This is a genomic window from Curtobacterium sp. MCPF17_046 (assembly GCF_003224295.1).
Taxonomy (GTDB): Bacteria; Actinomycetota; Actinomycetes; order Actinomycetales; family Microbacteriaceae; genus Curtobacterium.
In genome coordinates this window covers 281,437-306,728 of record NZ_QKLB01000001.1, presented here as the reverse complement: position 1 = coordinate 306,728, position 25,292 = coordinate 281,437, and the positions used below count along the sequence as shown (strand labels likewise).

Sequence of the window (25,292 nt, the reverse complement as noted above, 5' to 3'; positions counted from 1 at the left end):
CTCGGCATGACGGCGGAGGCCACGGTCATCGAGCGGGAAGCGGAGCGCCGCCGCACGGTCGCCGTCATCGCCCACCCGGACGCCGGCAAGTCGACCCTGACCGAGTCGCTGACCCTCGCCGCTGACGCCATCGACGAAGCCGGTGCGGTCAAGGGGAAGGCGACCCGCCGAGCGACCGTCTCCGACTGGATGGAGATCGAGCGCAGTCGCGGGATCTCCATCAGCTCCGCCGTCGTGCAGCTCGACGCGGGCGGCACGCTCATCAACGTCGTCGACACCCCCGGTCACGCCGACTTCTCCGAGGACACCTACCGCGCACTGGCCGCCGTCGACTGCGCCGTCATGCTCATCGACGCCGCCAAGGGGATGGAAGCGCAGACGATCCGCCTGTTCGAGGTCTGCCGCACGCGGGACATCCCCGTCATCGCGGTCGTCAACAAGTGGGACCGGCCCGGACGCGAGGCGCTCGACCTGCTCGACGAACTCGAGGAGCGCACCGGCCGGACCCCGACGCCCGTGACCTGGCCGGTCGGCGAGGCCGGGCACCTGCAGGGCCTCGTCGACACCGCGAAGGGGACGCTGACGACCTTCGAGTCGAGCGGCGGCGGGCATCTGCCGGTCACGACCGAGCGGTCGGCGGACGAGGCGGCCGAGATGCTCGGTGCCGCCTGGCGGACCGCCGTCGAGGAGGTCGAGCTCACCCGCGAGGTCCGCGGCCTGCCCGACCAGGGCGACTTCCACGACCGGATGAGCATGCCGGTGTTCTTCGGCGTCGCCACCAAGCACGTCGGCACCGTCGACCTGCTCCGCTTCCTCCGCGACGCCGCACCCGCCGCCCTGCCCCGCCGAACCGCGGACGGTGCCGCCCGGCCGGTCACCGAACCGTTCGCCGCGCAGGTGTTCAAGGTGCAGGCGAACATGGACCCCGCCCACCACGACCAGGTCGCCTTCGTCCGGATCTGCTCCGGCCGGTTCGACCGCGGCATGATGCTGACCCACGCCCAGTCCGGTCGGCGGTTCAACACGAAGCACGCGCTGAGTGTGTTCGGACGCGAGCGCGACACCGTCGACCTCGCCTGGCCCGGCGACGTCGTCGGCCTGGTCAACGCGACGATGCTGCACCCCGGGGACACGCTCTTCAGCGAGGAACCGGTCGAGTTCGAGCCGCTCCCCCGCTTCGCACCCGAGATGTTCGCGACGGTCGCCCCCACCGACCCGAGCACGGCGAAGAAGTTCCGGAAGGGCATGCAGCAGCTCGCCGGGGAGGGCGTGGTCCAGCTGCTGCACTCCGAGCGCCGGACCGCGCAGGCGCCGATGGTCGGTGTCATCGGGTCCCTGCAGCTCGAGGTCCTCACCTCACGCCTGATGGCCGAGTTCGGCACCGCCGTCCGGGTCGAGCCACTGCCGTGGACGATGGTCCGCACCGTCACGGACGCGGACTTCGCGATCCTCGAGAAGCGGCGCGACCTCGAGATCGTCACCACCGACCGCGACCGGTACGGGCTGTTCCGCGACCAGTGGCACCTCAACTCGGTGATGCGCGAGCTGTCGGGTCTGGAGCTGCCGGCTCCCGTCTGACCAGCGGTGCGCGTGCCCCTCGATCTGGGGCCGCACGAAGCGGAGGGCGTCCCGTGTCCGCACTCCTGGGGACCGGTACGGTCGGGGCATCCACCGACCCGACCCGAACGGGCTCCCAATGCACAAGATCGTCACCGGTGTCGTCGCCAGCGCCAGCGGCCTCACTCTCCTCCTCGGCGGCGCGGGCACCTTCGCGCTCTGGAACGCCGAGGCCTCCACCCGTCCGGCGACGGTCTCCTCCGGCACGCTCGCGCTGTCCGCGAACCCGGACGGCGTGTGGACGGACATCACGAACGGTCGGTCGGACGTGGTCGACATCACGACGGTGCGGATGGTCCCCGGCAACGCGTACCAGTTCCACCAGACGCTGGACGTGACGGCGACCGGCGACGACCTGACGGCGGACCTGACCTGGGTGCCGCAGAGCATCACGGGCGACGCGGAACTCATCGCCGCGTCGACGCAGTCCCTGTCGCTCGCCTCCACCAGCTCGAGCCTCGCGCCCGCGGGCCGCACCTCGTGGACCGTGACACCGACGCACGGTACCTCGGTCCTCGACGTCACCTTCACGATCGGGCTCTCGTCGGAGGTCACGACGGGCAAGGGGCAGTCCATCGACCTCAGTGGCATCGCGTTCACGCTCACCCAGAAGCCGATCGGACCCTGAGCCCGGTCGTCCGGCACACGTCCTCCCCGTGCGCGGACGCCGGGCCGGGTGGCAGGCTGGGGGTGTGCACACCACCCTGCAGTCCGCGACCGACGTCGTCACCGGTATCCGCTTCCCCGAGGGGAACCGCTGGTACCGCGGGCGGCTCTGGTACTCCGACATGCACACGGGCGAGGTCTTCTCGATCGACCCCGGCACGGAGGACGGGCCGCGTCTGGAGACCACCGTGGACGGCCAGTCGTCCGGGCTCGGGTGGTTGCCCGACGGACGGCTCGTCGTCAGCGCGATGGAGTCCCGCACGGTCGTGGCGGTGGACGCCGTGGGGACGACGAGCGTCTTCGCGGACTTGTCCGCCACCGAGCCGTCGCTCCTGAACGACCTGGTCGTCGACCCGGAGAGCGGCCGCACGTACATCGGCGCGTTCGGGTACGACCTGTACGGCGGCGAGGAGCTGCGCCCCGGCCCGCTGTACGTGATCGACCGGGACGGCTCCTCCCGGCTCGCCGCGGACGGACTGGTGTTCCCGAACAGTGCGAACGTGCTGCCCGGGACGCGGACCCTGGTGGTCAGCGAGACCTGGGGCGGCCGTCTGACCGCGTTCGACATCGAGCCGGACGGCAGCCTGACGGGACGACGCGAGTGGGCGGCGCTGCCGGACGGGGTCACACCCGACGGGAGCACGGTGGACAGCGAGGGGGCGATCTGGGTCTGCTCGGTCGACACGGGCGAGTTCCTGCGCGTCGTCGAGGGCGGCGAGGTCACGGACCGCATCGACGCCCCCGGGCTCTGCGCGATCGACTGCGCGCTCGGCGGACCCGACGGCCGGACGCTGTACCTCGCCACCGCGGACAGCTACGACCCGGCCACCACCGCGCAGACACGCGCGGGTCGGATCAGTGCCGTGCAGGTCGCCGTCCCCGGGCCGCCGACTGTCGCGCCGGACGGCGCCTGACCGGCAGTCCCCCGGGACGGCAGTCCCCGGGACGGCAGTCCCCCGGGACGATCCGACACGCTCCCAGGAGACCGTTCCCAGCAGCGGTCCCCGGGCCGCTAGGTTGTCCCTACCGGACATCGTCCGGGAAGGGGGGAACACCGTGATCGTCGTCCTGACACTCACCGCCGTGGCCGTGCTCGTCGTGTCCGCACTCGTCGTCCTCGAGCTGCAGGACCGCCGCCGACGGAGAGTCCTCGGCCACCTGGGACGTCCGGACCGGGCCGTCGGGGACCGCGCGGTCGCCGACATGGACGCAGCGCGGTCGACCGCCGAGGGCATCTCGAGGGCAGCGCACGCCGGGACCTCCGGTGCCGCAGGGATGTCCTCCGTCGCCTGACGAGCCGTCCGCGCACGACCCCGCCTCGGCGGCACCGCGCGCACGAGTTCCGTCAGTCCGGAGAGCGACCATGTCCCGTACCGTCCCGTCCGACAACCCCGAGACGAGCGCCGGCATCCGTCTCGGTGTCATCGTCCCCGCCTGGAACGAGGCGCGCCTCGTCCCCGGTCTGCTCGACGCGCTCCGCGACCAGGTCGACCCGGACTTCACCGTCGTCGTCTGCGACAACGGGTCGACCGACGGCACGGAGCGGATCGTCGCCGACCACGTCCGTCGGCACGACCTGTCCTGGCAGGTCGTCGTCGAGCGGCAGAAGGGCACCGGTGCCGCATCGGACACCGCCGCCCGCGCCGCGATCGCCGCCGGGTGCACGCACCTCGTCCGGACGGACGCGGACTGCATCCCGGCCCCGGACTGGACCGCCACCGTCAAGCGCCTGTTCACCGAGACGGACCACCTGTTCTTCGGCGGCCTGACGCTGCCACGGCGCGACGACCTCCCGGTCGGGCCGCTCCGCTACCGGTTCCTGTGCGTCGTCAACGAGGTCGCGATCTGGTGCGGGCGCCTCCTGCCGGAGAACCGGGGCAGGCAGTACCAGGGCCCCTACGTGATGGTCGCCGGGAACAACCTCGCCATCACCAGCGAACTGTACGAGCGCGTCGGCGGGTTCCCGCGGACCGCCATCGAGGACACGCACGAGGACCGCGACCTCACCAACGCCGTCCGGCGGGTGACGGACCGGTACGGCCTGCACCGCGAGATGGTCGTCACGATGTCCGTCCGCCGGATCGCCGTGTGGGGCATCGTCCGGTCGCTCGCCTGGTACGCCGGCCACCGGTACCGCCCGCGGTCCACGAGCACGGTGGACGTCCGACCGTGACCGGCATCGACGCGCGTGCCGCGCGACGAGCCACGCGGGAGGACCGCCGCGTCGTCCTGCACGCCCACCGTGCCGGCTACCTGGCGCTCCGCGGGATCACCCGGCTCGGCCGGGTCGTGCGGGTCCCCGGTCTCGGGGTCGTCGTCAGCGACGCGGCGCGGATGCGACAGATCCTCCTCAACCCGGTCACCTACTCGAAGGTCGGGCCGGGAGGCTCGGACCGGCTCTGGACGCCCATCATCGGTCCGAGGGGCCTGCTCAACATGGACGGGGAGGAGCACGCGCACCTGCGCCGGAAGCTCACCCCCCTGTTCTCGCAGCGGTTCCTCCGCAGCATCGTCGACGAGGTGCTCACCCCGGAGATGGACCGGTTCGAGGACGCGGTGGGCCGACGCGAGGACGTCGACGTCGTGGCCGTCATCGAACGCGCGGCCGCGCTCATCATCTGTCGCTTGACCGGGTACCCGGAGGACGACGCCGCGGCGCAGCTCGGCCGGGCCCGGGAGATCCTCGGCTTCGTCACCCTGACGACGAAGGAGTTCTCGGACGCGCAACTCGCGGTGGTCCACGAGAAGCTCGCCGTCCTCAACGCGAGCACCCGCGCCGCCTACCGAGCGGCCGCTCCCGGGACGGTCCCCGCGCTCATGCGAGCCGAGGGGATCACCGAGGAGGACACCGTGTCGGTCGTCACCGCGATGATCGTGGCCGGGACCGAGACGATCGTCAGCTTCGTCCCGCGCTTCACGAACCTGGTCATCGAGTCCGGCCACCTCGACCACCTGGCCCGACACCCCGAGGACGTCCCCGCGGCCGTCGCGGAGGCGATGCGCGTCACCGTGCCCTCACCCGTCATGATCCGCAGCGTGCTCCGCGACCACCGCGTCGACGGCGTCCGTGTCCGCGCCGGGGAGCGGATCATCCTCGCGAACATCTTCGCCTGTGCCCGGGCCGGCGACTTCGACCCCTCCCGCCCCGTGCCGAAGGAGATGCGGCAGCTGTGGTTCGGCGCCGGAGCGCACTTCTGCATCGGGATGCCGCTCGCCACCCTCGAGGCGGAGGTGTTCGCAGCGGCGCTCGCCCGTGCGGCCGCGGCGGCCGGTCCGCTCCGGGTCCGGTCACGGGTGCGGAAGCAGCGCACGATGGCCGCCTCCTACAGCCGGCTCGTCGTCCGTGCGGAGCGCACGCCGTGACGAGCACCGTCGCCGTCACCGGCGGGAGCGGGTTCGTCGGGGGCCGGGTCATCTCGGCCCTGAAGCGGGAGGGGCACCACGTCATCGACCTCGGGCGCCGTCCCGGTCGGGGCGGCGCCGACGAGCACGTCCACGTCGACCTCGCCGCCGGTCGCGCCCGGGTGCCGCGGCTCGGGGACGTGCCGCTCGTCCACTGCGCAGCGGAGGTCCGGGACGGGTTCGACCGGGGCATGTTCGACCGGAACTCCCGGATCATGGAATCCGCGCTCGCCCTCACGACGGGCAGGGTCGTCCACGTCAGCTCGTCCTCGGTGTACGACCTCGCTCGCCCGTCCGTCCGCGCCCAGCCGGCCGAGGCGACGGGCCGCTACCGCTGGTTCGGCACCTACGGTGAGTCGAAGCTCGCGAACGAAGGGCAGCTCGTGGCGGCCCGCCGCGCGTCGGCGGTCATCCTCCGCCCGCACGCCGTCTACGGCTCCGGCGACGCCACGCTGCTCCCCCGCGTGCTGCGTGCCTCGCGGTACGGGGTGCTGCCGCTCCCGCTGGGCGGACGCGCCCCCCACGCGCTCACCTGGGTCGACAACCTCGCCGCCGCCGTCCTCGCCGCACTCCGTGCCGACGTCGACGGCACGCACGCGGTGAACGTGACGGACGACGACCCGGTCCCCATCGGGGACGCCTTCCGGGCCGTCGTCGGCCGGCCGCTGCGGGTCGTGCACGTGCCGATGCGCACCGCTCGGCACGTCGCCGCGGTCGCCCGGGGCCGGTCGGGCATCTCCCCGTACTCGGTCCGGCAGCTCGGTCTCGAGCGCACCTACGACGTGGGCGGGACGGAGGAACTCCTCGGGTGGGCGCCCGAGCCGGGGACCCTCGCACGGCTCGCGGCCCTGCGCCCGAGCTGAGCAGGTCCGGGCGGGCCACGTCGTGCTGACCGGCCCGGTCGAGGGCACGACGACCAGGTCAGGTCAGGGCGACCTGCGCGTGCACGAGGACGTCGTGCAGGTCCGGGCGGAGCGCCTCCTGCGAGGACGTCCGCACCTTCACGATGAGCGCCGCTCCGGGCTTCGCGAACGCGCGCGCCACCGTCGCGGACCACGACCCGTCGCTGCCCTGCCCCGCGATCGACAGGAACTGTGCCGTGCCACCGGTCATCGTCGGCAGGAGCTGTTCCTCGAGCTGCTCGGCCGGCAGGCCCGCCGCGGTGAACATCTGCACCGTGGCCGCCCGGTCGCCCATGGCCGGGTCGAGGTCGGTGATGCGCTGCTGCGTGATCGTGGCGACCGAACCGTCCGCGTTCGTGTACTCCCGCGACCCGGCGGTCGGGTCCTCGCCGGTCTGCTCCCACCCGTCGAGTCCCGAGACCTCGAGGCTGAACGCGGGCAGGCTGCTGGCGGAGAGGGCGGCGCCGTCCTCGAAGGTGAGGTCGGTGGGCGGTGCCGCCTCCGCCGTCGGTGTGCGCGTCGGGGACACCGGTGTCGGTGTCGTCGACGCCGGAGTCGTCGGGGCGGACCGCTCGGCCCGCGGCGCTGTGCCCCCGTTCCCGGCACAGCCGGACAGTGCGACGGCGACGAGCACGGCGGCCGCAGCTGCGGTGGTGATCCTGGACGTGACGGACATGTGGTTCCCCCTTGCCTCCCGCCGTGCGCCCCGTGCACCGGCGGATCCACCACCGAGCCTACGGGTCCCGGGCGGAGACGGCCCGGGACCGTCCTCCCCCCGACGAGGGGGCGCGCCCGCCCGGGTCCCGTCAGGCGGTGGTCCCCAGGAGGCGTCCGGTCCACTCCCGCAGGGCACGGACGGATCGCTGCGACAGGACCGCCTCCGGCACCATGCTCGTCGACCCGTGGAACGCTCCCGGCCACACGTGCAACTCCGCCGGTACGCCCGCCGCCCAGAGTGCGCTCGCGTAGGCCACGGTCTCGTCCCGGAACACCTCGGCGCTTCCGCAGTCGACGTACGCCGGCGGCAGCCCGGCGAGGTCGGTCGCCCGGCCGGGGGCGGCGGAGACGGACACGTCGTCGCCACCGCGTCGGTCGCCGAGGTACGCGTCCCAGCCGAACCCGGTCATCTCCCGGTCGGCGACACCCACGCCGTCGAACTGTCGTGCCGACACGGTGGCGTCCCGGTCGTCGAGCATCGGACTGACGAGCACCTGCCCGATCACGCCCGGCCCCTGCCGGTCACGAGCGAGGATCGCGGTGCCGGCGGCGAGCCCGGCGCCGGCGCTCTGTCCGACGAGGACGATGCGCTCCGCGTCGATGCCGAGGTCGTCGGCGTGCTCGGCGGTCCAGACGAGGCCGGCGTAGCAGTCCTCGACCGGGTAGGGGTCGGGGTGCTCGGTGAGGTGGAACCGGCCGCGTTCGTCCATGGCCGTCAGGAACGGGACGAACTCGGGGTCGAACGGCGGGCGGGGCAGGGCGGTGGTCTCAGGCACGGGTGGTCTCCTCGGTGTGGGTGGTCGAACAGGTCGGGGCGGTCGGGGCGGTCTGGGCGGACGGGGCGGTCTGGGCGGACGGGGCGGTCTGGGCGGACGGGGCGGTGCCGTCGTCCGGAGTGTCCACGCCGCCGGCGTCCTCCGGTCGGTCGCCGATCCGTGTCCGGAGCATCCCGACGACGACGAGCAGGGCGGCGACGGAGGCGAGCCCGAGCCCTGCGACGGCGAGGCCGTCCTGGAACGCGCCCGAGCGGACGGCCGTCAACCCGGACGTGGTGATGCTCCCGGTGACGAAGGCGGCGACGACGGTTCCCGCCACGGCGACCGCGGCGCCCCCGGCGAGTTCACTCGAGGTGTCGACGAGCGCGGCACCGACCGAGGTGCGGTCCGCAGGCAGACCGGTGAGCACGGAAGCGCCGGCGACGACGCCGACGACCCGCATACCGGCGGCGACGAGCACGAGCGCGACGAGCACCCACACGTAGCCGTGGCGGCTCAGGGCGCCGAAGACGGCGAGACCCGACACGACCGCGGCTGCGCTCGTCCACGCAGCCCGGCCGAGGCCGACCCGGTGGACGATCGGCCCGACGAACCTGCCGCCGGCCAGCAGGACGACGACCTGCGGCAGGGTCCCCACCGCAGCCAGTGCCGGCGGCCACCCCCAGGCGAACTGCAGCTGCAGCGTCACGAGGTACGACAGCCCGGCCACGGCGAGTCCTGATGCGGCCTTGAACGCGAGACCGCTGGACACCAGCGGTCGGGCGAGCAGGTGCAGGTCGATCAGCGGGTGCGGCGCCGTCCGTTCGCGGACGACGAAGCCCGCCGCTGCCACCGCGGCCAGGGCGAGGGTGGTCCACCCCCACCGGGAGGTGCTCCCCGGGTGGACGAGGAGGGTGGGCGTCACGAGCGCTGCCGTCACGGTGGCGGTGCCCAGCAGCCCGCCGATGACGTCGACCGGGTCGCGCCGGAGGGCTGACGCTTCGTCACGGGCGACCCCGAGTCGGATGCCGACGAGGGCGAGCAGCGCGATCGGCACGTCGGCCAGCAGCAGCACCTGCCACGGGGCGACGGCGAGGACGAACCCGCCCACCGTCGGGCCGACGGCCAGTCCGACGAGCCCCGCGGTCGAGATGACGGTGAGCGCCCGCACGCGGAGCCCCTCGTCGTCGAAGAGCCGGAACGCCAACGCCATCGACCCGGGGGTGGTCATCGCCGCGGCGATGCCCATCACGACGCGCACGGCGATGAGCTGCCCGGTCGTCGTGACCGCTGCGGTGGCGAAGCTCGCCACCGCGAGCAGGACGAGGCCGGACAGCATCACTCGGCGACGGCCGACACGGTCGGCCACGGCGCCGAACAGCAGCATGAGGCCGCCGAACGTCACCGAGTAGGCACCCGACACCCACTGCAAGCCCGTCGTCGTCGACCCCAGGTCGCGGCCGATGCTCGGCAGGGCGACGTTGAGCACGGAGTTGTCGAGCATCTCGAACAGGAACACCGACGAGAGACCCGCCAGGGCCACCCAGGCATCGGAGAGACGAGAGGGGCTGGGCGACACGGGGCACACTCCTTCGCGAGAAGAAGTGGCGACTCGTTCGATGCCGCGTGCTGGTGCGCCGCACAGAGCAGCGCCTTTTACCTCAGTGATCGTGACCCTACACGGACGGAACGTCGGAGCGCCAGCAGGAGATGATCCACGTTGCCGACCGGCGACGAGTGCAGCGCAGAGCGCCGGGTCTGGTGGCGGATGGACGGCGGCGTGCCCTGCGATGGCACTGGCATGGTCCCGTACAGCGGCCGCGACGTGTACCGGCAGGGTGTGCCTGCCCGGTTGCCGATCGCCTATCGTGCATCGACATGGACGACCACGCTGACGCTGCACAGTTCCTCTCCTCGCGCCGCGCCCGCATCAGCCCGGAGCAGGCCGGCATCCAGGTGTCCGGTGTGCGTCGCGTCCAGGGTCTCCGACGCAGTGAGGTCGCGACCATCGCCGGGGTCAGCCCTGAGTACTACGCCAAACTCGAGCGCGGTGCACTCGCCGGCGTCTCCGCGTCGGTGCTCGACGCCCTGGCTCGTGCGTTGCAGTTGGACGACGCCGAGCGTGCGCACCTGTTCCACCTCGCTCAGGCCGCCGACGGCACCGCCGCCGCCATGCGGCCTCGGCGGCGTCCCGCGAAGCAGTGGAAGCCACGCTCGGCGCTGCAGTGGGTGCTCGACAGCATCACTGCCCCGGCCATCATCCGGAACGGTCGCATGGACTTGCTCGCAGCGAACCACTTGGGTCATGCCATGCATGCCGCGCTCTACGACGCCTACCCGGGGGAGACGCCGAACTTCGTCCGCTACACCTTCCTGCACGTCGACAGCCATGGCTTCTACCCGAACTGGGACGTCGCCGCGGACACCGCCGTCGCGATCCTGCGGACGGAGGCCGGTCGCGACCCGCACGACAAGGCGTTGCAGGACCTCGTCGGGGAGCTCTCCACGCGGAGTGCCGATTTCCGGCAGCGGTGGGGCCGCCAAGACGTACGCCTCCACGGCGCGGGCAGCAAGCTGTTCCACCACACCGTCGTCGGGGACCTCGACCTCGCGTACGAGAGCGTCGACATGCTCTCCGATCCCGGCCTGTCGATGACCATCTACGCAGCCGAACCCGGGTCCCCGACCGCGCACGCCCTCGAGCTGCTCGCGTCGTGGACCGCGGCCTCGGCGACGCGCACCGATTGATCCTTCCCGTCCCCGATCTGTCCTCGCCGGTCTGGGGTCCTCTCTCCGTACACCCCACACCAGGAACTCCCTCTTCTGCGCAGCCACCGCTTGAGTGGAGGACATGGCACCCCGCCCGGTGCCGTGTCCCCGAACAAGGAGCAGTCCCATGCGTGGAGTGGTCATGAACGCGCCCGGCGACGTCACCGTCGAAGAGCGCGAAGACCCGACGATCATCGAGCCCACCGACGCCGTCATCCGGCTGGCAGCGACGTGCATCTGTGGTTCCGACCTGTGGCCGTACCGAGGCGCTGAGCCAGTGGACCACGCGCCGATGGGCCACGAATACGTCGGCGTGGTCGAGGAGATCGGTGCCGACGTCACGACCGTGCAGCCCGGCGCCTTCGTCGTCGGGTCGTTCTGGGCCTCCGACAACACGTGCGAGATCTGTCAGGCCGGGTACCAGTCCTTCTGCACGCACCGGGTCCTGATGGGTACGATCGGCACGCAGTCCACGAAGGCACGCATCCCGCTCGCCGACGGCACCCTGGTGAAGACGCCCGGGCTGCCCGACGCTGACCTGATCCCGTCGCTGATGGCTGCGTCGGACGTGCTCGGCACCGGTTGGTTCGCCGCCGTCGCGGCGGGGGCCGGCCCCGGCAAGACCGTCGCGGTCGTCGGCGACGGCGCGGTCGGACTCTGCGCGGTGATCGCGGCGAAGCAGCTGGGCGCTGACCGGATCATCGTCTCCAGCCGTCACGCCGACCGGCAGGCGCTGGCCCGCGACTTCGGCGCCACCGACGTGCTCGAGGAGCGCGGCGACGACTTCATCGCCAAGGTGAAGGAACTGACCGACGGACTCGGCGCGCACAGCACGGTCGAAGCAGTCGGCACGCAGGGCGCCATGGACCAGGCCATCGGTGCCACCCGCCCCGGTGGGCACCTCGGCTTCGTCGGCGTCTCCCACGACCTGACCATCACGGGCGACACCTTGTTCATGTGCGGTGTGAACATCCACGGCGGACCTGCGCCGGTGCGCCGCTTCCTGCCTGAGCTGATCCAGCTCATCTGGGACCGGGAGATTGATCCGGGCAAGGTCTTCGACCTCACCCTCCCGCTCGACCAGGCCGCCGAGGGCTACAAGGCCATGGACGAGCGTCGCGCCACGAAGGTGCTCCTCACCCTCTGACCGGCCACCAGCATCCCGAAGGAATCATCATGGAACACAGATCAGTGACGCCCACGGCTCACGGCCCCGGCACCACCTTCACCGGTGACGCGTGGGTGACCCCCATCACCGGGCCGACCGCACCCTCCCGACTCACCGCCGCGCTGGTGCGCTTCACGCCCGGAGCTCGCTCCAACTGGCACTCCCACGACGTCGGACAGACGTTGCACGGCGTCGAGGGCAGCGGCTTCGTCGGCACCCGCGACGGGCGAGTGGTCCGGATCCGCGCGGGCGAGACCGTGTGGACCCCGCCTGGGGAAGAACACTGGCACGGTGCTGCCGACGACACCCTGATGGCGCACCTCGCCCTGCTGGACGTGAACGAGGACGGCTCCGACCCCACGCGTTGGCTCGAGCCCGTCACCGACGAGCAGTACCAGGCCGCGCACACGTCCGCAGGTACCACTCGATGAGCAACCAGCCCCGCCAGGTCGGCGGTGGTCGCCGCGCAATCGGCGACATCGCCCCGAAGCTCGCTGCCCTCACCGATGACGTGCTGTTCGACGACGTCTGGAACCGGCCCGGCCTCGCTGCCAGGGACCGCAGCATCGTCACCGTGGCGGCGCTCATCGCCGGCGGCGACGCCGCACAGCTCCGGTTCCACCTCGGCCGGGCGCAGGAGAACGGCGTCACCGAGGAGGAACTGGTGGAGACGATCACCCACCCCGCCTTCTCCACGGGGTGGCCGAAGGCCATGACCGCCGCGAACGTCGTCCGCGACGTCTTCCACGACTAGGAGCATCATGCAGTACACCCGTCTCGGCACCTCCGGCCTGGAGGTCAGCCGCATCACCCTCGGTTGTATGAGCTTCGGCACCCCGGGCACCCAGTTCGACTGGACGCTCGACGAGCAGGCCGCAGCCCCGTTCTTCCGGCAGGCCGTCGAACTCGGCATCACCTTCTGGGACACGGCGAACGTCTACAGCCAGGGCACGTCGGAGGAGATCGTGGGCCGCGCCGTCCGCGAGTACGCCTCCCGTGAGCAGATCGTGCTCGCCACGAAGGTGTTCTTCCCGACCGGGCCGAACCCCGGCGACCGCGGCCTGTCCCGGAAGGCGATCATGCAGCAGATCGACGCCTCCCTCACCCGGCTCGGCACCGACTACGTCGACCTGTACCAGATCCACCGCTTCGACCCCACCACACCGATGGAGGAGACGATGGAAGCGCTGCACGACGTCGTCAAGTCAGGCAAGGCGCGCTACATCGGGGCATCGTCGATGTGGGCGTGGCAGTTCGCGACCCTGCAGCACATCGCAGAACGCAACAGCTGGACGCGTTTCGTCTCGATGCAGGACCAGTACAGCCTCCTGCAGCGCGAAGAGGAGCGCGAGATGTTCCCGCTCCTGCAGTCCACCGGCGTGGGATCGATCCCCTGGGGGCCGCTGGCAGCGGGCATGGTCGCGCGTCCCTGGGACCAGACCGGCACCGGCCGCGGCACCGGCAAGGACGACGTCGACATGCACGGCGTCCCGCTCTTCACCGATCAGGACGAGGGTGTCGTGGATGCCGTTCAGCAGATCGCCGAACGCCGCGGCGTCTCGATGGCGCAGGTGGCCCTGGCCTGGGTCCTGCACAACCCCGTCGTCTCGGCACCCATCGTCGGCGCGACGAAGGAGCACCACCTCTCCGACGCCGCAGCGGCCGTGCACATCGAGCTCACCGACGACGAGGTGCACGCCCTCGAGCGGCACTACGCCCTGCGCCGACCGAGCTACTACCGCTGACCCCAGCGGCCCGGCGGGATCGCTCCCGCCGGGCCGCCTCTTCCCCCGATCGAGAGGAACGACATGACGAACGACGCGATGACGGCGGCGCCTGCTGGGACTGCCGCACCGGAACGCATGCCATGGCTCAGCCTGTTCCTCCTCACCGCCATGGGGTTCGTGCTCGTCACCATGGAGACGATGCCGGCCGGGCTGCTCTCCGCGATCGCCAGCGGCCTCAGCACCAGCGAGAGCACCATCGGGCTGATGATCAGCGCCTACGCCCTCGGCACGATCGTCGTCACGGTCCCCGCGATCACCCTCACCCGCGGATTCCGCCGGAAGCCCCTGCTCCTCACCGCGGTCACCGTGCTGGTGCTGGCGAACACCCTCACCGCGCTGTCCGGGGTCGTGGCGCTCTCGCTCGCATCCCGACTGCTCGCAGGAGCCGCCTCCGGGGTGGTCTGGGGCATGTTCGCCGCGTACGCCCGGAAGATCAGCCCACCGAGCCGTGCTGGCCTCTCGCTCGCCGTCGTGTCCGTGGGTGCGCCGCTCGGGTTCGCCCTCGGAACACCGCTCGGGTCCGCACTCGGCACCGCCTTCGGCTGGCGGTGGTCATTCGGCGGCCTGAGTGCCATCGGCGTGGTCGTGCTGGTGCTGATCGTGGTCGTCGTCCCCGACGTCGAGGGACGACCAGCCGCCTCGCGCCTTCCCGTCCGACGCGTCATCAGCAAGCCCGGCGTCGCGGTCGTGCTCGCCGTCATCGCCGCCTGGATGCTCGGCCACAACACCATCTACACGTACATCGAGCCGTACCTGCGCGTCGCGGGGAACGGCATCGGGGTCGACGTGCTGCTGCTGCTCTACGGCATCGCCTCCATCGGCGGTGTCGCGGTCACCGGAGCCGTCATCGACCGCCACCCCCGGACCCTCCTCCACGCGAGCGTCCTCGTCTTCATCGCAGCCGCCGTCACCCTGCTCGCCGTGCACGCATCGGCCCCGGCGGTCGTCGTCGCCGCGGTGCTCTGGGGACTCGGTTTCGGAGGAGCGTCGACGCAACTGCAGACCGCCCTCACCGTCGCCGGCGGCGACGACGCGGACGTCGCCAGCGCGTTCCTGCCCGTCGCCTTCAACGTCGCGATCTTCGCCGCGGGCATCGTCGGCGCCCTGCTCCTGACGACGTTCGACGGGCTCGTGCTCCCCGCCACGATGACCGTCCTCGGCATGGTCGCGTTCGTGCTCACGCTCGTCGGCCGACGCACCGCCTTCCCCGCCCGCTGGCCCGCCAGCGACGACGCGTAGGCCGCACCACAGGGACAGGGGTGCTCCCGCAGGACTGCGGGAGCACCCCTGGACAGGAGCCGGCGGAGTCCCCCGTGGACTCAGCGCTTCAGGTTCGTGAGCTCCTGCAGCACCTCGTCCGAGGTGGTGATGATGCGCGCGTTCGCCTGGAAGCCGCGCTGCGCCACGATGAGGTTCGTGAACTCCTGCGACAGGTCGACGTTCGACATCTCGAGCGTGCCCGCCGCGAGGGAGCCCACGCCCGCGGACCCCGGGACGCCGACGGCCGCCTGGCCGGAGTTCGCCGTCGCGCGGTAGCCCGACGCCCCGGTCTTCTCGAGGCCGGCCGGGTTGGCGAACGTGGCGAGGGCGATCCGTCCGACGGCCAGCGACGAACCGTTCGAGAACGTCCCCATCACGGTGCCGTCCTTCGAGATGGAGTAGCTCTGCAGCGACCCCGCCTCGTGGCCGTTCTGCGACGAGATCGACGCGGTGTTCAGCGCCGCGAAGCCGGTGAGCTGCGTCATGTCGACCGCGATGCCACCGACCTGCAGGGTGGCGCCGCGGGAGATCTTGCCGTCGGTGCCGAAGGCGATCGTCCCGGTGGCCGAGGTGCCCTGCCCGTTCGAGGCCGCGACGGACCAGCCGGTCGCGGTCTTCGTGTAGGCGAGCGAGAGGGTGTGCTTCGTCCCGTACTGGTCGAAGACGGTGGCGTCGCGGTTCAGGGTCTCCCCCACCGCGGTGTCGGACGGCAGGTTGCCGGACACGGTGGCGGCACTCGTCGCGGTGGCGGGCGCGGCGGCCTGCAGCGGCAGGGTGATGTCGGTGAGCTGCCCGCCGTCGTTCACGACGCCGTTGGTGGCGGAGTAGCCCTGCACGATCTTGCCGTCGGCGGTGACGAGGCGACCGTCGGCGTCGAAGTCGAACGCGCCGGCGCGGCTGTAGACGGTGTCGTTGCCGAGGCGGGTGACGAAGAAGCCGTCGCCGGAGATCATCAGGTCGGTCGCCTTGCCGGTGGCCTGCGCCGAGCCCTGGGCGAAGTTGGTCGACACACCGGCGACCTGCACGCCGAGACCGATCTGCGCGGGGTTCGTGCCACCGATGCCGGTCTGCGGGCCACCGGCACCCTGGGTCATCTGGGAGAGGGTGTCCTGGAACACGGTGGTCGAGGTCTTGAACCCGACGGTGTTCACGTTGGCGATGTTGTTGCCGGTGACGTCGAGCATCTGCTGGTGCGAGCGGAGGCCGGAGATGCCGGAGTAGAGCGAGCGGAGCATGGTGCGTCCCTTCGTGGACGAGGAAGCGGAGGAAGAGGGAGGGTCAGGAGCCGGAGGCGGTGGAGATACCGGAGATCACGTCGAGATCGACCTCCTTCCCGTTCACGGTCACGGTCGGCACGCTCTCGGCGTAGGACACCGCGGTCGCGGTCCCGGTGACGGCCTTGCCCGAGGTGGCGTCGGTGTAGCTGACCTGCTTCCCGACGAGGTTCGCGGCGGCCATGCGCATCTGCAACGAGAAGCCCTCGTTGGCCGTCGTGGTCTGGTTGGTGATCTGCTCCATCATCGCGAGCTGCGTCTGCTGGCTGATCATCTGGTTCGTGTCCATCGGCGACGACGGGTCCTGGTTGCGGAGCTGCGTCACGAGGAGCTTCATGAAGACCTCGGAATCCATCGTCTGCGACCGCGAGGACGCCGTGTCGGCCGCGAGGGCGGCGGCCTGCGTGGCGGTGTCCACGGAGCCGGTGATCCCGTCGAGTGGCATGTCGTGTTCCTTGTCGTGGTGGCCGGTCAGGCGAGGACGTCGAGTCCCGCGGTGCGGACGGTGGTCGAGGCGGAGGGGAGGTCGGAGGCAGCGGTGAGGCGGGCCTCCCGGCCGGCCAGGCGGGGGTCGGTGCGGACCGTGTCCGGACCTGCTCCCCGGCGGCCGTCGCGGGCTCCGGCGTCGGCCGGGTCACCGCCCGGCCGGTTCTGGGCGGACAGGTCGAGGGTCGTGCCGCCCGCGGCCTCGCGGCGCAGGTCGGGCAGGATCTGGCGGACGGCATCGCGCCCGGCGTCGGAGGCGGCGAACAGCTCGACGTGCATGCCGTGCCCCGTGACGTGGGCACGGACCGTGACCGGGCCGAGCGCGTCGGGCGTCAGCTGCACGGTCACGACGTGCTGACCGGGACCGGCGGCCGCGAGCGAGAACAGCGGTCGCGCGAGCTGCTGGGTGAGGGGCTGGTTCGGCGCTGCGGTGCCGATGGGGGCGGCGGGTGCGGTTGCGCCGCTGGTCGCCGCGGTCGACCCGGTGGTCGCCGGGGCGGCGAGCACGACCGGTGCGTCTGTTCTGGTCACGGCCGGGAGGCCCGTCCCGCCCTGGTCGGGAGCGGCTGCGCCCGCCGCGTGGCCGGGTCGAGCGGCGCCCGACTGCGCGCCGCCGGCTGCCGCGCCGGCCGTGGTCGGAGCGGGCGTGGCCGGGGCCGCCAGCGCCGGAGTGGACAGCGCCGGGGTGGCCAGCGCCGGGGTGGCCAGCGCCGGAGTGGACAGCGCCGGAGTGGACAGGGCGGGAGTGGCCGGTGCCGGGTCTGCCTGAGCGGGAGCGGACTGCCCGGTGGCCGACGGTGCCGTGGCGACCGGTGTCGGCGTACCGACCCCGCTGCCCGTCGCGCCCGCTGTCGAGCCGCTCGGGGAACCGGTGGCGGCGGCTGCCGGGACCGCGATGGCCGGGACCGCGCCCGTCGCGACCGCGGCGCCGGCGTCCGGGGATCCCACGGCGACGATCGGTGCGGAGGGGCCCGAGGGCCCACCGGCGCCGTCGGCCGTGACGACGTCCGCGGCACGAGTGGTCTCGCTGCCGGTCGAGGACCGGTCGGCGGCGGTAGTGGACGGTCCGGACGCGGGAGCGAGTGCTCCCGCCGTGTCGAGGCCGGTCGGAGCGGCAGCGACGGCGGCAGCGACGGCGGCGGACGGACCGCCGGTCGTCACCGCGACGGTCTCCGGGCCGGCCGTGGTCGGCTCGCCGGGGTCTGCGGTGCCCGGGGTCCCACCGTTCGCCGCCGGGACCGGCGCAGCGGATACGGGACCGGACTGCGTACCCGACGCCACCGTCCCACTCGTCGGCACGACCGGGAGGGTCCCGCCGAGAGCGACCACACCGGCGTCGACGACCGACGGGTCGCCGGCGGGGGCTGTGGCGTCGGCGTCGGCGCTCGGTCGGGCGGCGGTGTCGGCCGACGACCGGCTCGCGGACGAGGTCCTGCCGTCCGGGGCCACACCGCGGTCGTCGGACCGCCCGGAGGCGAGCTGCGCGGCGGCGGTCGTCAACGCCAGTCCGAAGCCGGCAGCGGCGTCCGGCCTGCTGGTGCTCCGGCCACGGGACGCGTCGGCCCCCGGGGCGACTCCGGACGGCGGAGCGGTCACGGCGTTCATGCGGCGCTCCCGGCGAGGAGCGACTTGAGTGCCGCGGTCTGCAGGTCGGTCGTGCTCGGCGTCCCCGCTGCACCGACCGTCGGGACGGACTTCGCGGCGGTAGCGGCTGCTGCCTCCTGGCCGGAGGGGACGATGCGCCGGATGGTGGCGATGTCGCCGTCCGAGTACCAGTTGTCGACGATCCGGACGTCCTTGCCGGGCCGCGGCGCGTGCAGGACCTTGCCGTCGCCCAGGTAGATGACGATGTGCCCCTCGCCCTTCGGGATGATGAGGTCACCGGGTTGCGCCTGCGCGAGCGACGGCACCGCGACGCCCATGTCGGCCTGGTCCGGCACGACGCGGGGCATGCTCACGCCGAGGTCCTTGAAGACGGTCTGCACGAGACCGGAGCAGTCCATGCCGGCCCGGGTCTCGCCGCCGAACACGTACGGGACGCCGAGGTACTGCTTCGCGGCGGCGACGACGTCGTCCCCGGTCGCGCCGCTGCCGGTCGCGATGGTGCCGTGCCCGGCGTCGACGGAGGTCGCGGGGGCGGCAGACGCGGCGGCCGTGCTCGCCGGAGCGGCGGGCGCCGCCGTGGCGGAGCCGGTGCCGGTACCCGTGGCGGTGGCCAAGGCGTCGGCGAAAGCGGACGAGGACGCGGCGGATGTCGGCACGGTGGTACCGCCCTGCAGCGTCTCGATCCGGCTGCGGATCTCACTGATCCGCGAGAGTACGGCGTCGATGCTCATCGGCTTCCCCCTTCGGTGCGGCGGCGCGCGGCGATCTCGTCGAGCGCGGTCTGTTCGGCACGCAGGTCCTCGGCGGCGACACGGCTGGTGTGCTGCCCCTCGAGCTTCTCCAGCCCGAGGGCGGACCGGCGTGCGGCGTTGTAGGTCTCCTGCGCCCGCTCGGCGTCGGCACGGCGGGACCGGACGACGGCGTCGAGTTCCTCGAGCATCCCCCGGGTCGCGGCACGGGCCGACGCGACGGCGCTGAGCGTCGCTGCGTCGGTCACCGTCTGCGGCTCGTCGTCGAGGGTGCGGCGTGCGGCCATCCGGGCGTCGGCGGCGTCGCGGACCCGTCCGTTCGCGTCGGCGAGGGACGCTGCGGCACGGTCCTGTTCGGCGTGGCGGAGGCGGAGGAGCCCGGCGAGCGGGAACCGGCGCGCCATCAGGACACGCTCCCGGACACGCCGAGCGTGCGGACGAGACCGGCCAGACGCTCCCAGGACCCTGCGGCGGTGACCTGCTCGGCCATGCCCTGCCGCAGGAACCCGTCGATGGCGTCCTGGTGGTCCACGGCGGCGTCCACGAGCGGGTTCGTCCCGCGCTGGTAGGCACCGACGTCGAGCAGGTCCTGGGCGCTGCGCCGCGCTGCCATGACCTTCCGCAGGGTGGTCGCGACCGCCCGCTGCTCGGGGGTCGTCACCTTCGAGGCCACGCGCGAGATCGACCCGAGCGCGTCGACGGACGGGAAGTGCCCGGTGACCGCGAGCTTGCGGTCGAGCACGACGTGTCCGTCCAGGATGCTGCGCGCCGCGTCGGCGATCGGCTCGTTGTGGTCGTCGCCGTCCACGAGCACGGTGTACAGCCCGGTGACGCTGCCGACCCGGTCGGTGCCGGCACGCTCGAGCAACCCCGCGAGCACGGAGAAGGTCGACGGCGGGTAGCCCCGGGTGGCCGGGGGTTCCCCGACCGACAGTCCGATCTCGCGCTGGGCCATCGCGACGCGGGTGAGCGAGTCCATCATGAGGACGACGTCCTGGCCGGCGTCGCGGAACGACTCCGCGATCCGGGTGGCGACGAAGGCCGCGCGCAGCCGCATGAGGGCCGGTTCGTCGGACGTCGACACGACGACGATCGACCGCGCGAGCCCCTCCGCGCCGAGGTCGTCCTCGAGGAACTCGCGCACCTCGCGGCCGCGCTCACCGACGAGGGCGATCACGTTGACGGCGGCGTCGCTCCCCCGCGCGATCATCGACAGCAACGAGGACTTGCCGACGCCGGAGCCCGCGAAGAGCCCCATGCGCTGCCCCCGCCCGACCGTCGTGAGTGTGTCGAGCACCCGGACGCCGAGCTGCAGCGGGGTGTCGATCCGGGTGCGCGCCATCGCGTTCGGCGTGTCGTGGTCGAGCGGGACCCACGCGTCGGTGTCCAGCGGTCCCCGGTCGTCGATCGGCCGTCCGAGCCCGTCGAGCACCCGCCCGAACAGGCCGGTCCCGGTCGGGACGAGGACGGGTCGCCCGGTCGACCGCGCCGGGGTGCCCGCGGTGATGCCGGTGAGCCGCCCGAGGGGCATGCAGCGCACGCCGGACGCGTCGGTCGCGACGACCTCGACGGCGGTCTGCTCGCCGCCCTCCGCCCCGACCGTGATGACCTCGCCGACACGGGCGTCGAGCCCGGCGATCGTCAGCCCGAGACCGACCGCGCTCGTCACGGTCCCGACGCGCTGCGGGCGGGCCGCGGCGACGGCCACGTCCAGACCGCGTGGCCGGAGCAGTGTCGCCGTCACCGGAGGACCCCGAGCGCGACGCGGGCGCGGGCGAGCGCTGCGTCGATCCGGGCGTCGAGGACGCCGTCCGGCAGGTCGACCACGGCGTCGCCGTCCCGCAGCGCGAGGTCGGCGACCACCGGGACCGGCAGGGTCACGTCGGCGAGCACGGCCGCGTCGGCCGGGCTCAGCCGCACCGCCGTCGCGACCGGCGCGTCCGCGGCCGCGAGGGCGCGTCGGACGGTCTCCTCGGCCGAGGCGGCGCGTCGGCCGGTCGGACCGCTGCCGTCGCCGTCCGGACGGGAGGCCCGGATCGCGGACCCGACGACGGCCTCGGCGAGGTCGACGGCCGCGGCGGCGACGGACTCCTCGGCGGCCGCCAGCACCGGTGCGACCCGGGCCTGCAGCGCTGCCGCGGCGCGGTCGAGGACGGCGACCCGTTCGGCGACGACGGCGTCGAGGGCCGCGAGGCGCGCCTCGTGCTCGGCGACGAGCCGTGCACGGAGCGCCTCCGTCTCGACCTGGGCGACCCGGAGACCGGCTGCGTAGCCGGCAGCGTGCCCACGGACGTCGGCGCTCGCGGCGCGGCGGGTGACCGCGGCGTCCGTGATGACCGGGAACGCGACCGGGGCGAAGGCGTCAGTCAACGAGCTCGTCCTCCTCGGCACGGTGCACCGTGATGACGCCCTGGGCCTCGAGCTCGCGGACGGACCGGACCACCTCGGCGCGGGCCTCCTCGACCTGCGACACCCGGACCGGGCCCATCGACTGCACCTCGTCGTCCAGGAGCTCGCGGTTGCGCTCGGACACGTTGGCGCGGATTGTCTCGACGACCGCGACCGGGGCGCCCTTCATGGCGGTGGCGAGGATCTTCGAGTCGATGCCGCGCAGGACCTGCTGGATGTCGCGCGACTCGAGCTTGACGATGTCCTCGAAGGTGAGCATGCGGGAACGGATGTCCTCGGCGAGCTCCGGGTCACGGGCCTCCAGGCCGTCGAGCACGGCCTTCTCGGTCGCGACGTCGGAACGGTTGATGATCTCGACGAGCGGCGCGATGCCGCCGACGACCTCGACGCTCTCGCGGGGCGAGACGACGGCACCGGCACGCGCACGGAGGACGCCGGCGACGATGCCCACCGACTCCGGGGTGGCGGTGCCCATGGTGGCGAACGACTGCGCGACGTCCGTCCGGACCCGCTCGTCCACGCCGGCGAGCACGGCGCTGGCCTGCCCCGGCTTGAGGTGTGCGAGGACCAGGGCGATGGTCTGCGGCAGCTCGCCCTCGAGCAGGGCGATGACCTGCCCGGGCTCGGCGTCGTCGAGGAACTCGAACGACTGACCGGCCAGGTTGGAGGCGAGACGGTCCATCACGCCGGCGGCGCGCTCGGCCCCGAAGGACGCCTCGAGCAGCCCGAGCGCGGTGTCCTTGCCGCCGCGGCGACCGGTGCGCCCGGTGCGGGTCAGGCGGTGGAACTCGCTGAGCGTGCGGTCGACGGTCTCGTCGTCGACGCGACGCATCCGCACGATCTCGGCCGAGATCTCCTCGGCCTCGAGTTCGGAGAACTGCTTCATCACCTCGGCGGCGCGCTCGGTCTCCATCTGCATGAGGATGAGCGCCACCTTCTGCGCGCCGGTCAGCTGCCGGTCGGTGCCGGGCGCGGGGACGACGGCGCTCACACCGACGCCCGGTCGTCGAGCAGCCCGCGGAGGAGCTCGGCCGTGCGCTTCGGGTCCCGCTCGGCGAGGGCGGAGATGTCCTGGCGCCGACGCTCGGCCGTGATCTCGTCGGTGGTGAGCACCTCCGTCGGGGCGTCCTCGACGGGCAGGGCCTGCAGGGCGACGGTCGGCGCGTCCCCGGCGTCCAGACCCGTGCGGTGGTCGGCCGGTTCGACGGCGAGCGGCAGCTGGAACGCGTCCCCGAACGCGTCGAGCTCGCCGATGTCGACCTGCTCACGCTGCTGACGCCGGCTGCGGCGGGCGAGGAACACCATCACCGCGACGAGTGCCAGCACGACGCCGACGACGATGCCCGCCGTGCGGATCGCCGACCAGAGCGCTTCCTGCTCGTCCGCCTTCTGCTGCGCCTCGAGCGCCTTCGCCGCGTCGTCCGCGGCGCTCGTGTCGAAGTCCATCATCGCGACCTCGACCCGGTCGCCCCGCGCCGTGTCGATGCCGGCGGCGTTCGCGACCAGGTCGTTGATGCTCTGCAGGTTGACGCCCTGCACCGACGTCGCCCCGGAGTTGAGCGCGACCGAGATCGTCTGGCGGTCCATCGCCCCGGCCGGGATCTGGGTGGTCTCGGTCGTCTTGTCAACCGCGTTGTTCTTCGTCGCCGACTCGTTCTGGTAGCCGCCGTCCGTCCCGGCGCCCGCGGTGCCGTTCGGCACGGCGATGTTGTCCGGACCGAGGACACCGGTGGCGTTCGCGCCGGCACCGGAGCCCGCGCCGTACTCCTCCTTCGTGGAGGACTCGTTGAGCGCGACGGGGCCGGTCGTCGGCGTCGTGTAGGACTCGGTCGTCCGGGTGCCGGAGTTGTCGCTCATCGTCGCGGAGACGACGACGCTCGCGTTGCCGGCGCCGAGCGTCGTGTCGAGCAGGTCCTGGATCTTCTTGCTCGTGGCGGCGTCGTAGTCGGCGGCCTGGTCGGTGCCCGAGCCGGTCGCGCCGGTGCCGACCGCGGACAGGGTCTGCCCCTTCTGGTCGACCACGGACACGTCGGTCGGCTGCATGCCCTCGACGGCGGCGCTCGTCAGGTGCACGATCGCCTGGACCTGGTCCGAGCCGAGCTCGGCACCGTTCTTCGTCGCGATGAACACCGACGCGGTCGGGTCCTTCTCCTCGTCGACGAACACGGACTTCTCCGGGATGGCGAGTTGGACGCTCGCGGTCTGCACGCCGTCCATCGCGGAGATGGTCTTGGCGAGCTCGCCCTCGATCGCCCGCTTGTAGGTGACGTCCTGCTGGAACTCGGAGCTCGTCACGCCCATCGTGTCGAGCAGCGAGTAGCCGCCCTCGTTGGAGGACGGCAGCCCGTTCGACGCGGCCGCGAGTCGCTCCCCGTACACCTTGTCCTGCGGCACGAGGATCGTCGCCCCGCCGTCGGTGAGCTGGTACGGGACGCCGTCGGTGGTGAGCTGGTCGGTGATCGAGCTCGCGTCGGCGGCGGCCAGCCCGGTGAAGAGCGGCGCGTAGGACGGCTTGCCGAGCCAGGACGCCAAGGCGATGCCCCCGAGCACGAGGGCGGCGATGCCGATGACGGCGATGGTCCGCTGCGCGGCGGTGAACCCCTTGACGTACGCGCCGAGTCGGCCGAGCACGCCCTGCATCCCCGCGGGCATCAGGCCTGCATCCGCATGATCTCGTTGAACGCGTCGACGCCCTTGTTGCGGACGGCGGCGACGAGTTCGAGGGTGACCTGCGCGCGGGTGGACGCGATGGTGGCGTCGTGGATGTCGTCGAGGTTGCCGGTGACCGCCTTGAGCGCGAGCGTCTTCGATTCGCTCTGCAGCTGCTGCAGGCCGTCGACGGCGGACCCGAGGCTCGCGGCGAACCCGTCGCCGCCGTCGCTCGTGGTGCCGGACACGCTGGTCGCGGCGTTCGTCATCGCGTTGGTGGTCACACCGTTCACGGCGTCGATGGGCATCAGTTCTTCCCGATCTGCAGTGCCGCCTCGTAGGCGGTCTTGGCACGGTCGACCACGGCGGCGTTCGCCTGGTAGCCGCGCTGGGCCATGATGAGGTCCGCCATCTGCGTCCCGAGGTCGATGTCCGGCATGCGGACGTACCCCTCGGCGTCCGCGAGCGGGTTGTCCGGCTCGTAGGTCACGCGGCCGGCGGCGCTGCCGAACGCGGCGCCCTTCACGTACGCGCCGGACACGCCGTTGCCCTCCTGGACCTCGACGTACCGGGCCTGGAACGCGGAGTCGTCCATCGACCGGACGGTGTTGACGTTCGCGATGTTGTCGGAGATCGCGTCGAGCCACTTCCGGTGCACGGTCATGCCGGTGCTCGCGATGCCGATCGCGTCGAAGGTCGTCACGAGTTGGTCCGCATCGCCGTGCGGAGGCTCGTGGCCTCACCGCCGACCGCCTGCGTGGCGAACTGGTAGCGGAGCACGGTGTCGACGTTCGAGAGCGTCTCCTCGTCGAGGTTGACGTTGTTCCCGTTCGTGTTGGTCGGCTCGAGGCTCCGCGCGACGGACGGCGCGGTGTGGCCGTCCCCGTCGACGATGCTCTTCGCGAGCGCGTCCTCGAACCGGACCTTCTGCGCCCGGTAGCCGGTCGTGTTGATGTTCGCGATGTTGTCGGCGATCACACGCTGACGCATCGAGAGACCGTCGAGCGCGCTCTGCAGCGCAGCCGACGTCACGGAGTCGAACACGGAGGGGTCCCCTCGTCGGGCGTCGTCACCGAG

General features: G+C 72.5%; 28 protein-coding genes. 13 read left to right on the top strand and 15 right to left on the bottom strand.

Annotation, left to right across the window (positions count from 1 at the left end; all coding sequences use genetic code 11):
- The first annotated feature begins 6 nt into the window (after positions 1-6).
- From DEJ32_RS01420 to DEJ32_RS01390, 7 genes are all read left to right on the top strand, one after another.
- Entirely contained in the window at positions 7-1,578 is a 1,572-nt protein-coding gene (locus tag DEJ32_RS01420) for a peptide chain release factor 3 (RefSeq protein WP_110900081.1), read from the top strand.
- A gap of 118 nt (positions 1,579-1,696) precedes the next feature.
- Entirely contained in the window at positions 1,697-2,245 is a 549-nt protein-coding gene (locus DEJ32_RS01415) for an alternate-type signal peptide domain-containing protein (protein ID WP_110889759.1), read from the top strand.
- A gap of 64 nt (positions 2,246-2,309) precedes the next feature.
- The gene (locus DEJ32_RS01410; protein ID WP_181420548.1) at positions 2,310-3,197 is read left to right on the top strand and encodes an SMP-30/gluconolactonase/LRE family protein; all 888 of its coding nucleotides are present in this window, start codon (positions 2,310-2,312) and stop codon (positions 3,195-3,197) included.
- 142 nt (positions 3,198-3,339) lie between these two features.
- Positions 3,340-3,576 (top strand): hypothetical protein, encoded by a 237-nt coding sequence (locus tag DEJ32_RS01405; RefSeq protein WP_110900079.1) that lies wholly within the window; start codon positions 3,340-3,342, stop codon positions 3,574-3,576.
- A gap of 70 nt (positions 3,577-3,646) precedes the next feature.
- Positions 3,647-4,456: a glycosyltransferase family A protein gene (locus DEJ32_RS01400; RefSeq protein WP_110900078.1), complete on the top strand. Its 810-nt coding sequence runs from the start codon at positions 3,647-3,649 to the stop codon at positions 4,454-4,456.
- Complete coding sequence (locus DEJ32_RS01395) at positions 4,453-5,646, top strand: cytochrome P450 (protein WP_110900077.1); 1,194 nt, start codon at positions 4,453-4,455, stop codon at positions 5,644-5,646. The genes DEJ32_RS01400 and DEJ32_RS01395 overlap by 4 nt, the downstream gene beginning before the upstream one ends.
- Complete coding sequence (locus DEJ32_RS01390) at positions 5,643-6,548, top strand: NAD(P)-dependent oxidoreductase (RefSeq protein ID WP_181420547.1); 906 nt, start codon at positions 5,643-5,645, stop codon at positions 6,546-6,548. Before DEJ32_RS01395 ends, DEJ32_RS01390 begins: the two co-directional genes overlap by 4 nt.
- A 58-nt stretch (positions 6,549-6,606) precedes the next feature.
- On the opposite strand, the gene DEJ32_RS01385 is transcribed toward DEJ32_RS01390, so the two are convergent.
- The 3 genes from DEJ32_RS01385 to DEJ32_RS01375 form a co-directional block, all read right to left on the bottom strand.
- The gene (locus tag DEJ32_RS01385; protein WP_110900075.1) at positions 6,607-7,263 is read right to left on the bottom strand and encodes a hypothetical protein; all 657 of its coding nucleotides are present in this window, start codon (positions 7,261-7,263) and stop codon (positions 6,607-6,609) included.
- 130 nt (positions 7,264-7,393) lie between these two features.
- Positions 7,394-8,080, bottom strand: a complete 687-nt coding sequence (locus DEJ32_RS01380) for an alpha/beta hydrolase fold domain-containing protein (RefSeq protein ID WP_110900074.1) — start codon at positions 8,078-8,080, stop codon at positions 7,394-7,396.
- Entirely contained in the window at positions 8,073-9,638 is a 1,566-nt protein-coding gene (locus tag DEJ32_RS01375) for an MFS transporter (RefSeq protein WP_258368863.1), read from the bottom strand. Before DEJ32_RS01375 ends, DEJ32_RS01380 begins: the two co-directional genes overlap by 8 nt.
- A gap of 299 nt (positions 9,639-9,937) precedes the next feature.
- Between DEJ32_RS01375 and DEJ32_RS01370 the strand changes: the two genes are divergently transcribed.
- The 6 genes from DEJ32_RS01370 (at position 9,938) to DEJ32_RS01345 (ending at position 15,022) form a co-directional block, all read left to right on the top strand.
- Complete coding sequence (locus DEJ32_RS01370) at positions 9,938-10,807, top strand: helix-turn-helix transcriptional regulator (protein ID WP_110900072.1); 870 nt, start codon at positions 9,938-9,940, stop codon at positions 10,805-10,807.
- A gap of 148 nt (positions 10,808-10,955) precedes the next feature.
- The gene (locus DEJ32_RS01365) at positions 10,956-11,975 is read left to right on the top strand and encodes a zinc-dependent alcohol dehydrogenase family protein (RefSeq protein WP_110900071.1); all 1,020 of its coding nucleotides are present in this window, start codon (positions 10,956-10,958) and stop codon (positions 11,973-11,975) included.
- A 29-nt stretch (positions 11,976-12,004) separates the two neighbouring features.
- Positions 12,005-12,427: a cupin domain-containing protein gene (locus DEJ32_RS01360; protein WP_110900070.1), complete on the top strand. Its 423-nt coding sequence runs from the start codon at positions 12,005-12,007 to the stop codon at positions 12,425-12,427.
- On the top strand, positions 12,424-12,750 hold the full coding sequence (locus DEJ32_RS01355; RefSeq protein ID WP_110900069.1) for a carboxymuconolactone decarboxylase family protein: 327 nt from the start codon (positions 12,424-12,426) through the stop codon (positions 12,748-12,750). Before DEJ32_RS01360 ends, DEJ32_RS01355 begins: the two co-directional genes overlap by 4 nt.
- A gap of 7 nt (positions 12,751-12,757) precedes the next feature.
- A complete protein-coding gene (locus DEJ32_RS01350) occupies positions 12,758-13,741 on the top strand; it encodes an aldo/keto reductase (RefSeq protein ID WP_110900068.1) in 984 nt (327 codons plus the stop codon).
- 63 nt (positions 13,742-13,804) lie between these two features.
- Complete coding sequence (locus DEJ32_RS01345) at positions 13,805-15,022, top strand: MFS transporter (protein WP_110900067.1); 1,218 nt, start codon at positions 13,805-13,807, stop codon at positions 15,020-15,022.
- 80 nt (positions 15,023-15,102) lie between these two features.
- On the opposite strand, the gene DEJ32_RS01340 is transcribed toward DEJ32_RS01345, so the two are convergent.
- The 12 genes from DEJ32_RS01340 to DEJ32_RS01285 are packed head-to-tail and all read right to left on the bottom strand — an operon-like array spanning position 15,103 to position 25,259.
- Positions 15,103-16,278, bottom strand: a complete 1,176-nt coding sequence (locus DEJ32_RS01340) for a flagellar hook protein FlgE (RefSeq protein ID WP_110825495.1) — start codon at positions 16,276-16,278, stop codon at positions 15,103-15,105.
- A 43-nt stretch (positions 16,279-16,321) separates the two neighbouring features.
- Positions 16,322-16,762, bottom strand: coding sequence for a flagellar hook assembly protein FlgD (locus DEJ32_RS01335; RefSeq protein WP_110889747.1), 441 nt, complete (start codon positions 16,760-16,762; stop codon positions 16,322-16,324).
- A 26-nt stretch (positions 16,763-16,788) separates the two neighbouring features.
- Complete coding sequence (locus tag DEJ32_RS01330; protein WP_110900066.1) at positions 16,789-18,408, bottom strand: flagellar hook-length control protein FliK; 1,620 nt, start codon at positions 18,406-18,408, stop codon at positions 16,789-16,791.
- Positions 18,405-19,139 carry a C40 family peptidase gene (locus tag DEJ32_RS01325; protein WP_110900065.1) on the bottom strand — a complete coding sequence of 245 codons (735 nt, stop codon included), beginning with the start codon at positions 19,137-19,139 and terminating at the stop codon, positions 18,405-18,407. The genes DEJ32_RS01330 and DEJ32_RS01325 overlap by 4 nt, the downstream gene beginning before the upstream one ends.
- The gene (locus tag DEJ32_RS01320) at positions 19,136-19,561 is read right to left on the bottom strand and encodes a flagellar FliJ family protein (protein WP_110825491.1); all 426 of its coding nucleotides are present in this window, start codon (positions 19,559-19,561) and stop codon (positions 19,136-19,138) included. The genes DEJ32_RS01325 and DEJ32_RS01320 overlap by 4 nt, the downstream gene beginning before the upstream one ends.
- Positions 19,561-20,901, bottom strand: coding sequence for a FliI/YscN family ATPase (locus DEJ32_RS01315; RefSeq protein WP_110889744.1), 1,341 nt, complete (start codon positions 20,899-20,901; stop codon positions 19,561-19,563). The genes DEJ32_RS01320 and DEJ32_RS01315 overlap by 1 nt, the downstream gene beginning before the upstream one ends.
- Positions 20,898-21,527, bottom strand: coding sequence for a hypothetical protein (locus DEJ32_RS01310; RefSeq protein ID WP_110900064.1), 630 nt, complete (start codon positions 21,525-21,527; stop codon positions 20,898-20,900). Before DEJ32_RS01310 ends, DEJ32_RS01315 begins: the two co-directional genes overlap by 4 nt.
- A complete protein-coding gene (gene fliG, locus DEJ32_RS01305; RefSeq protein ID WP_110825488.1) occupies positions 21,520-22,557 on the bottom strand; it encodes a flagellar motor switch protein FliG in 1,038 nt (345 codons plus the stop codon). Before fliG ends, DEJ32_RS01310 begins: the two co-directional genes overlap by 8 nt.
- Positions 22,554-24,218, bottom strand: coding sequence for a flagellar basal-body MS-ring/collar protein FliF (gene fliF / locus DEJ32_RS01300; RefSeq protein ID WP_110900063.1), 1,665 nt, complete (start codon positions 24,216-24,218; stop codon positions 22,554-22,556). The genes fliG and fliF overlap by 4 nt, the downstream gene beginning before the upstream one ends.
- The gene (gene fliE, locus DEJ32_RS01295) at positions 24,218-24,523 is read right to left on the bottom strand and encodes a flagellar hook-basal body complex protein FliE (protein WP_110900062.1); all 306 of its coding nucleotides are present in this window, start codon (positions 24,521-24,523) and stop codon (positions 24,218-24,220) included. Before fliE ends, fliF begins: the two co-directional genes overlap by 1 nt.
- Positions 24,523-24,918 (bottom strand): flagellar basal body rod protein FlgC, encoded by a 396-nt coding sequence (locus DEJ32_RS01290; RefSeq protein WP_258365955.1) that lies wholly within the window; start codon positions 24,916-24,918, stop codon positions 24,523-24,525. Before DEJ32_RS01290 ends, fliE begins: the two co-directional genes overlap by 1 nt.
- Positions 24,915-25,259, bottom strand: coding sequence for a flagellar basal body protein (locus DEJ32_RS01285; RefSeq protein ID WP_110825485.1), 345 nt, complete (start codon positions 25,257-25,259; stop codon positions 24,915-24,917). Before DEJ32_RS01285 ends, DEJ32_RS01290 begins: the two co-directional genes overlap by 4 nt.
- Positions 25,260-25,292 lie beyond the last annotated feature (33 nt).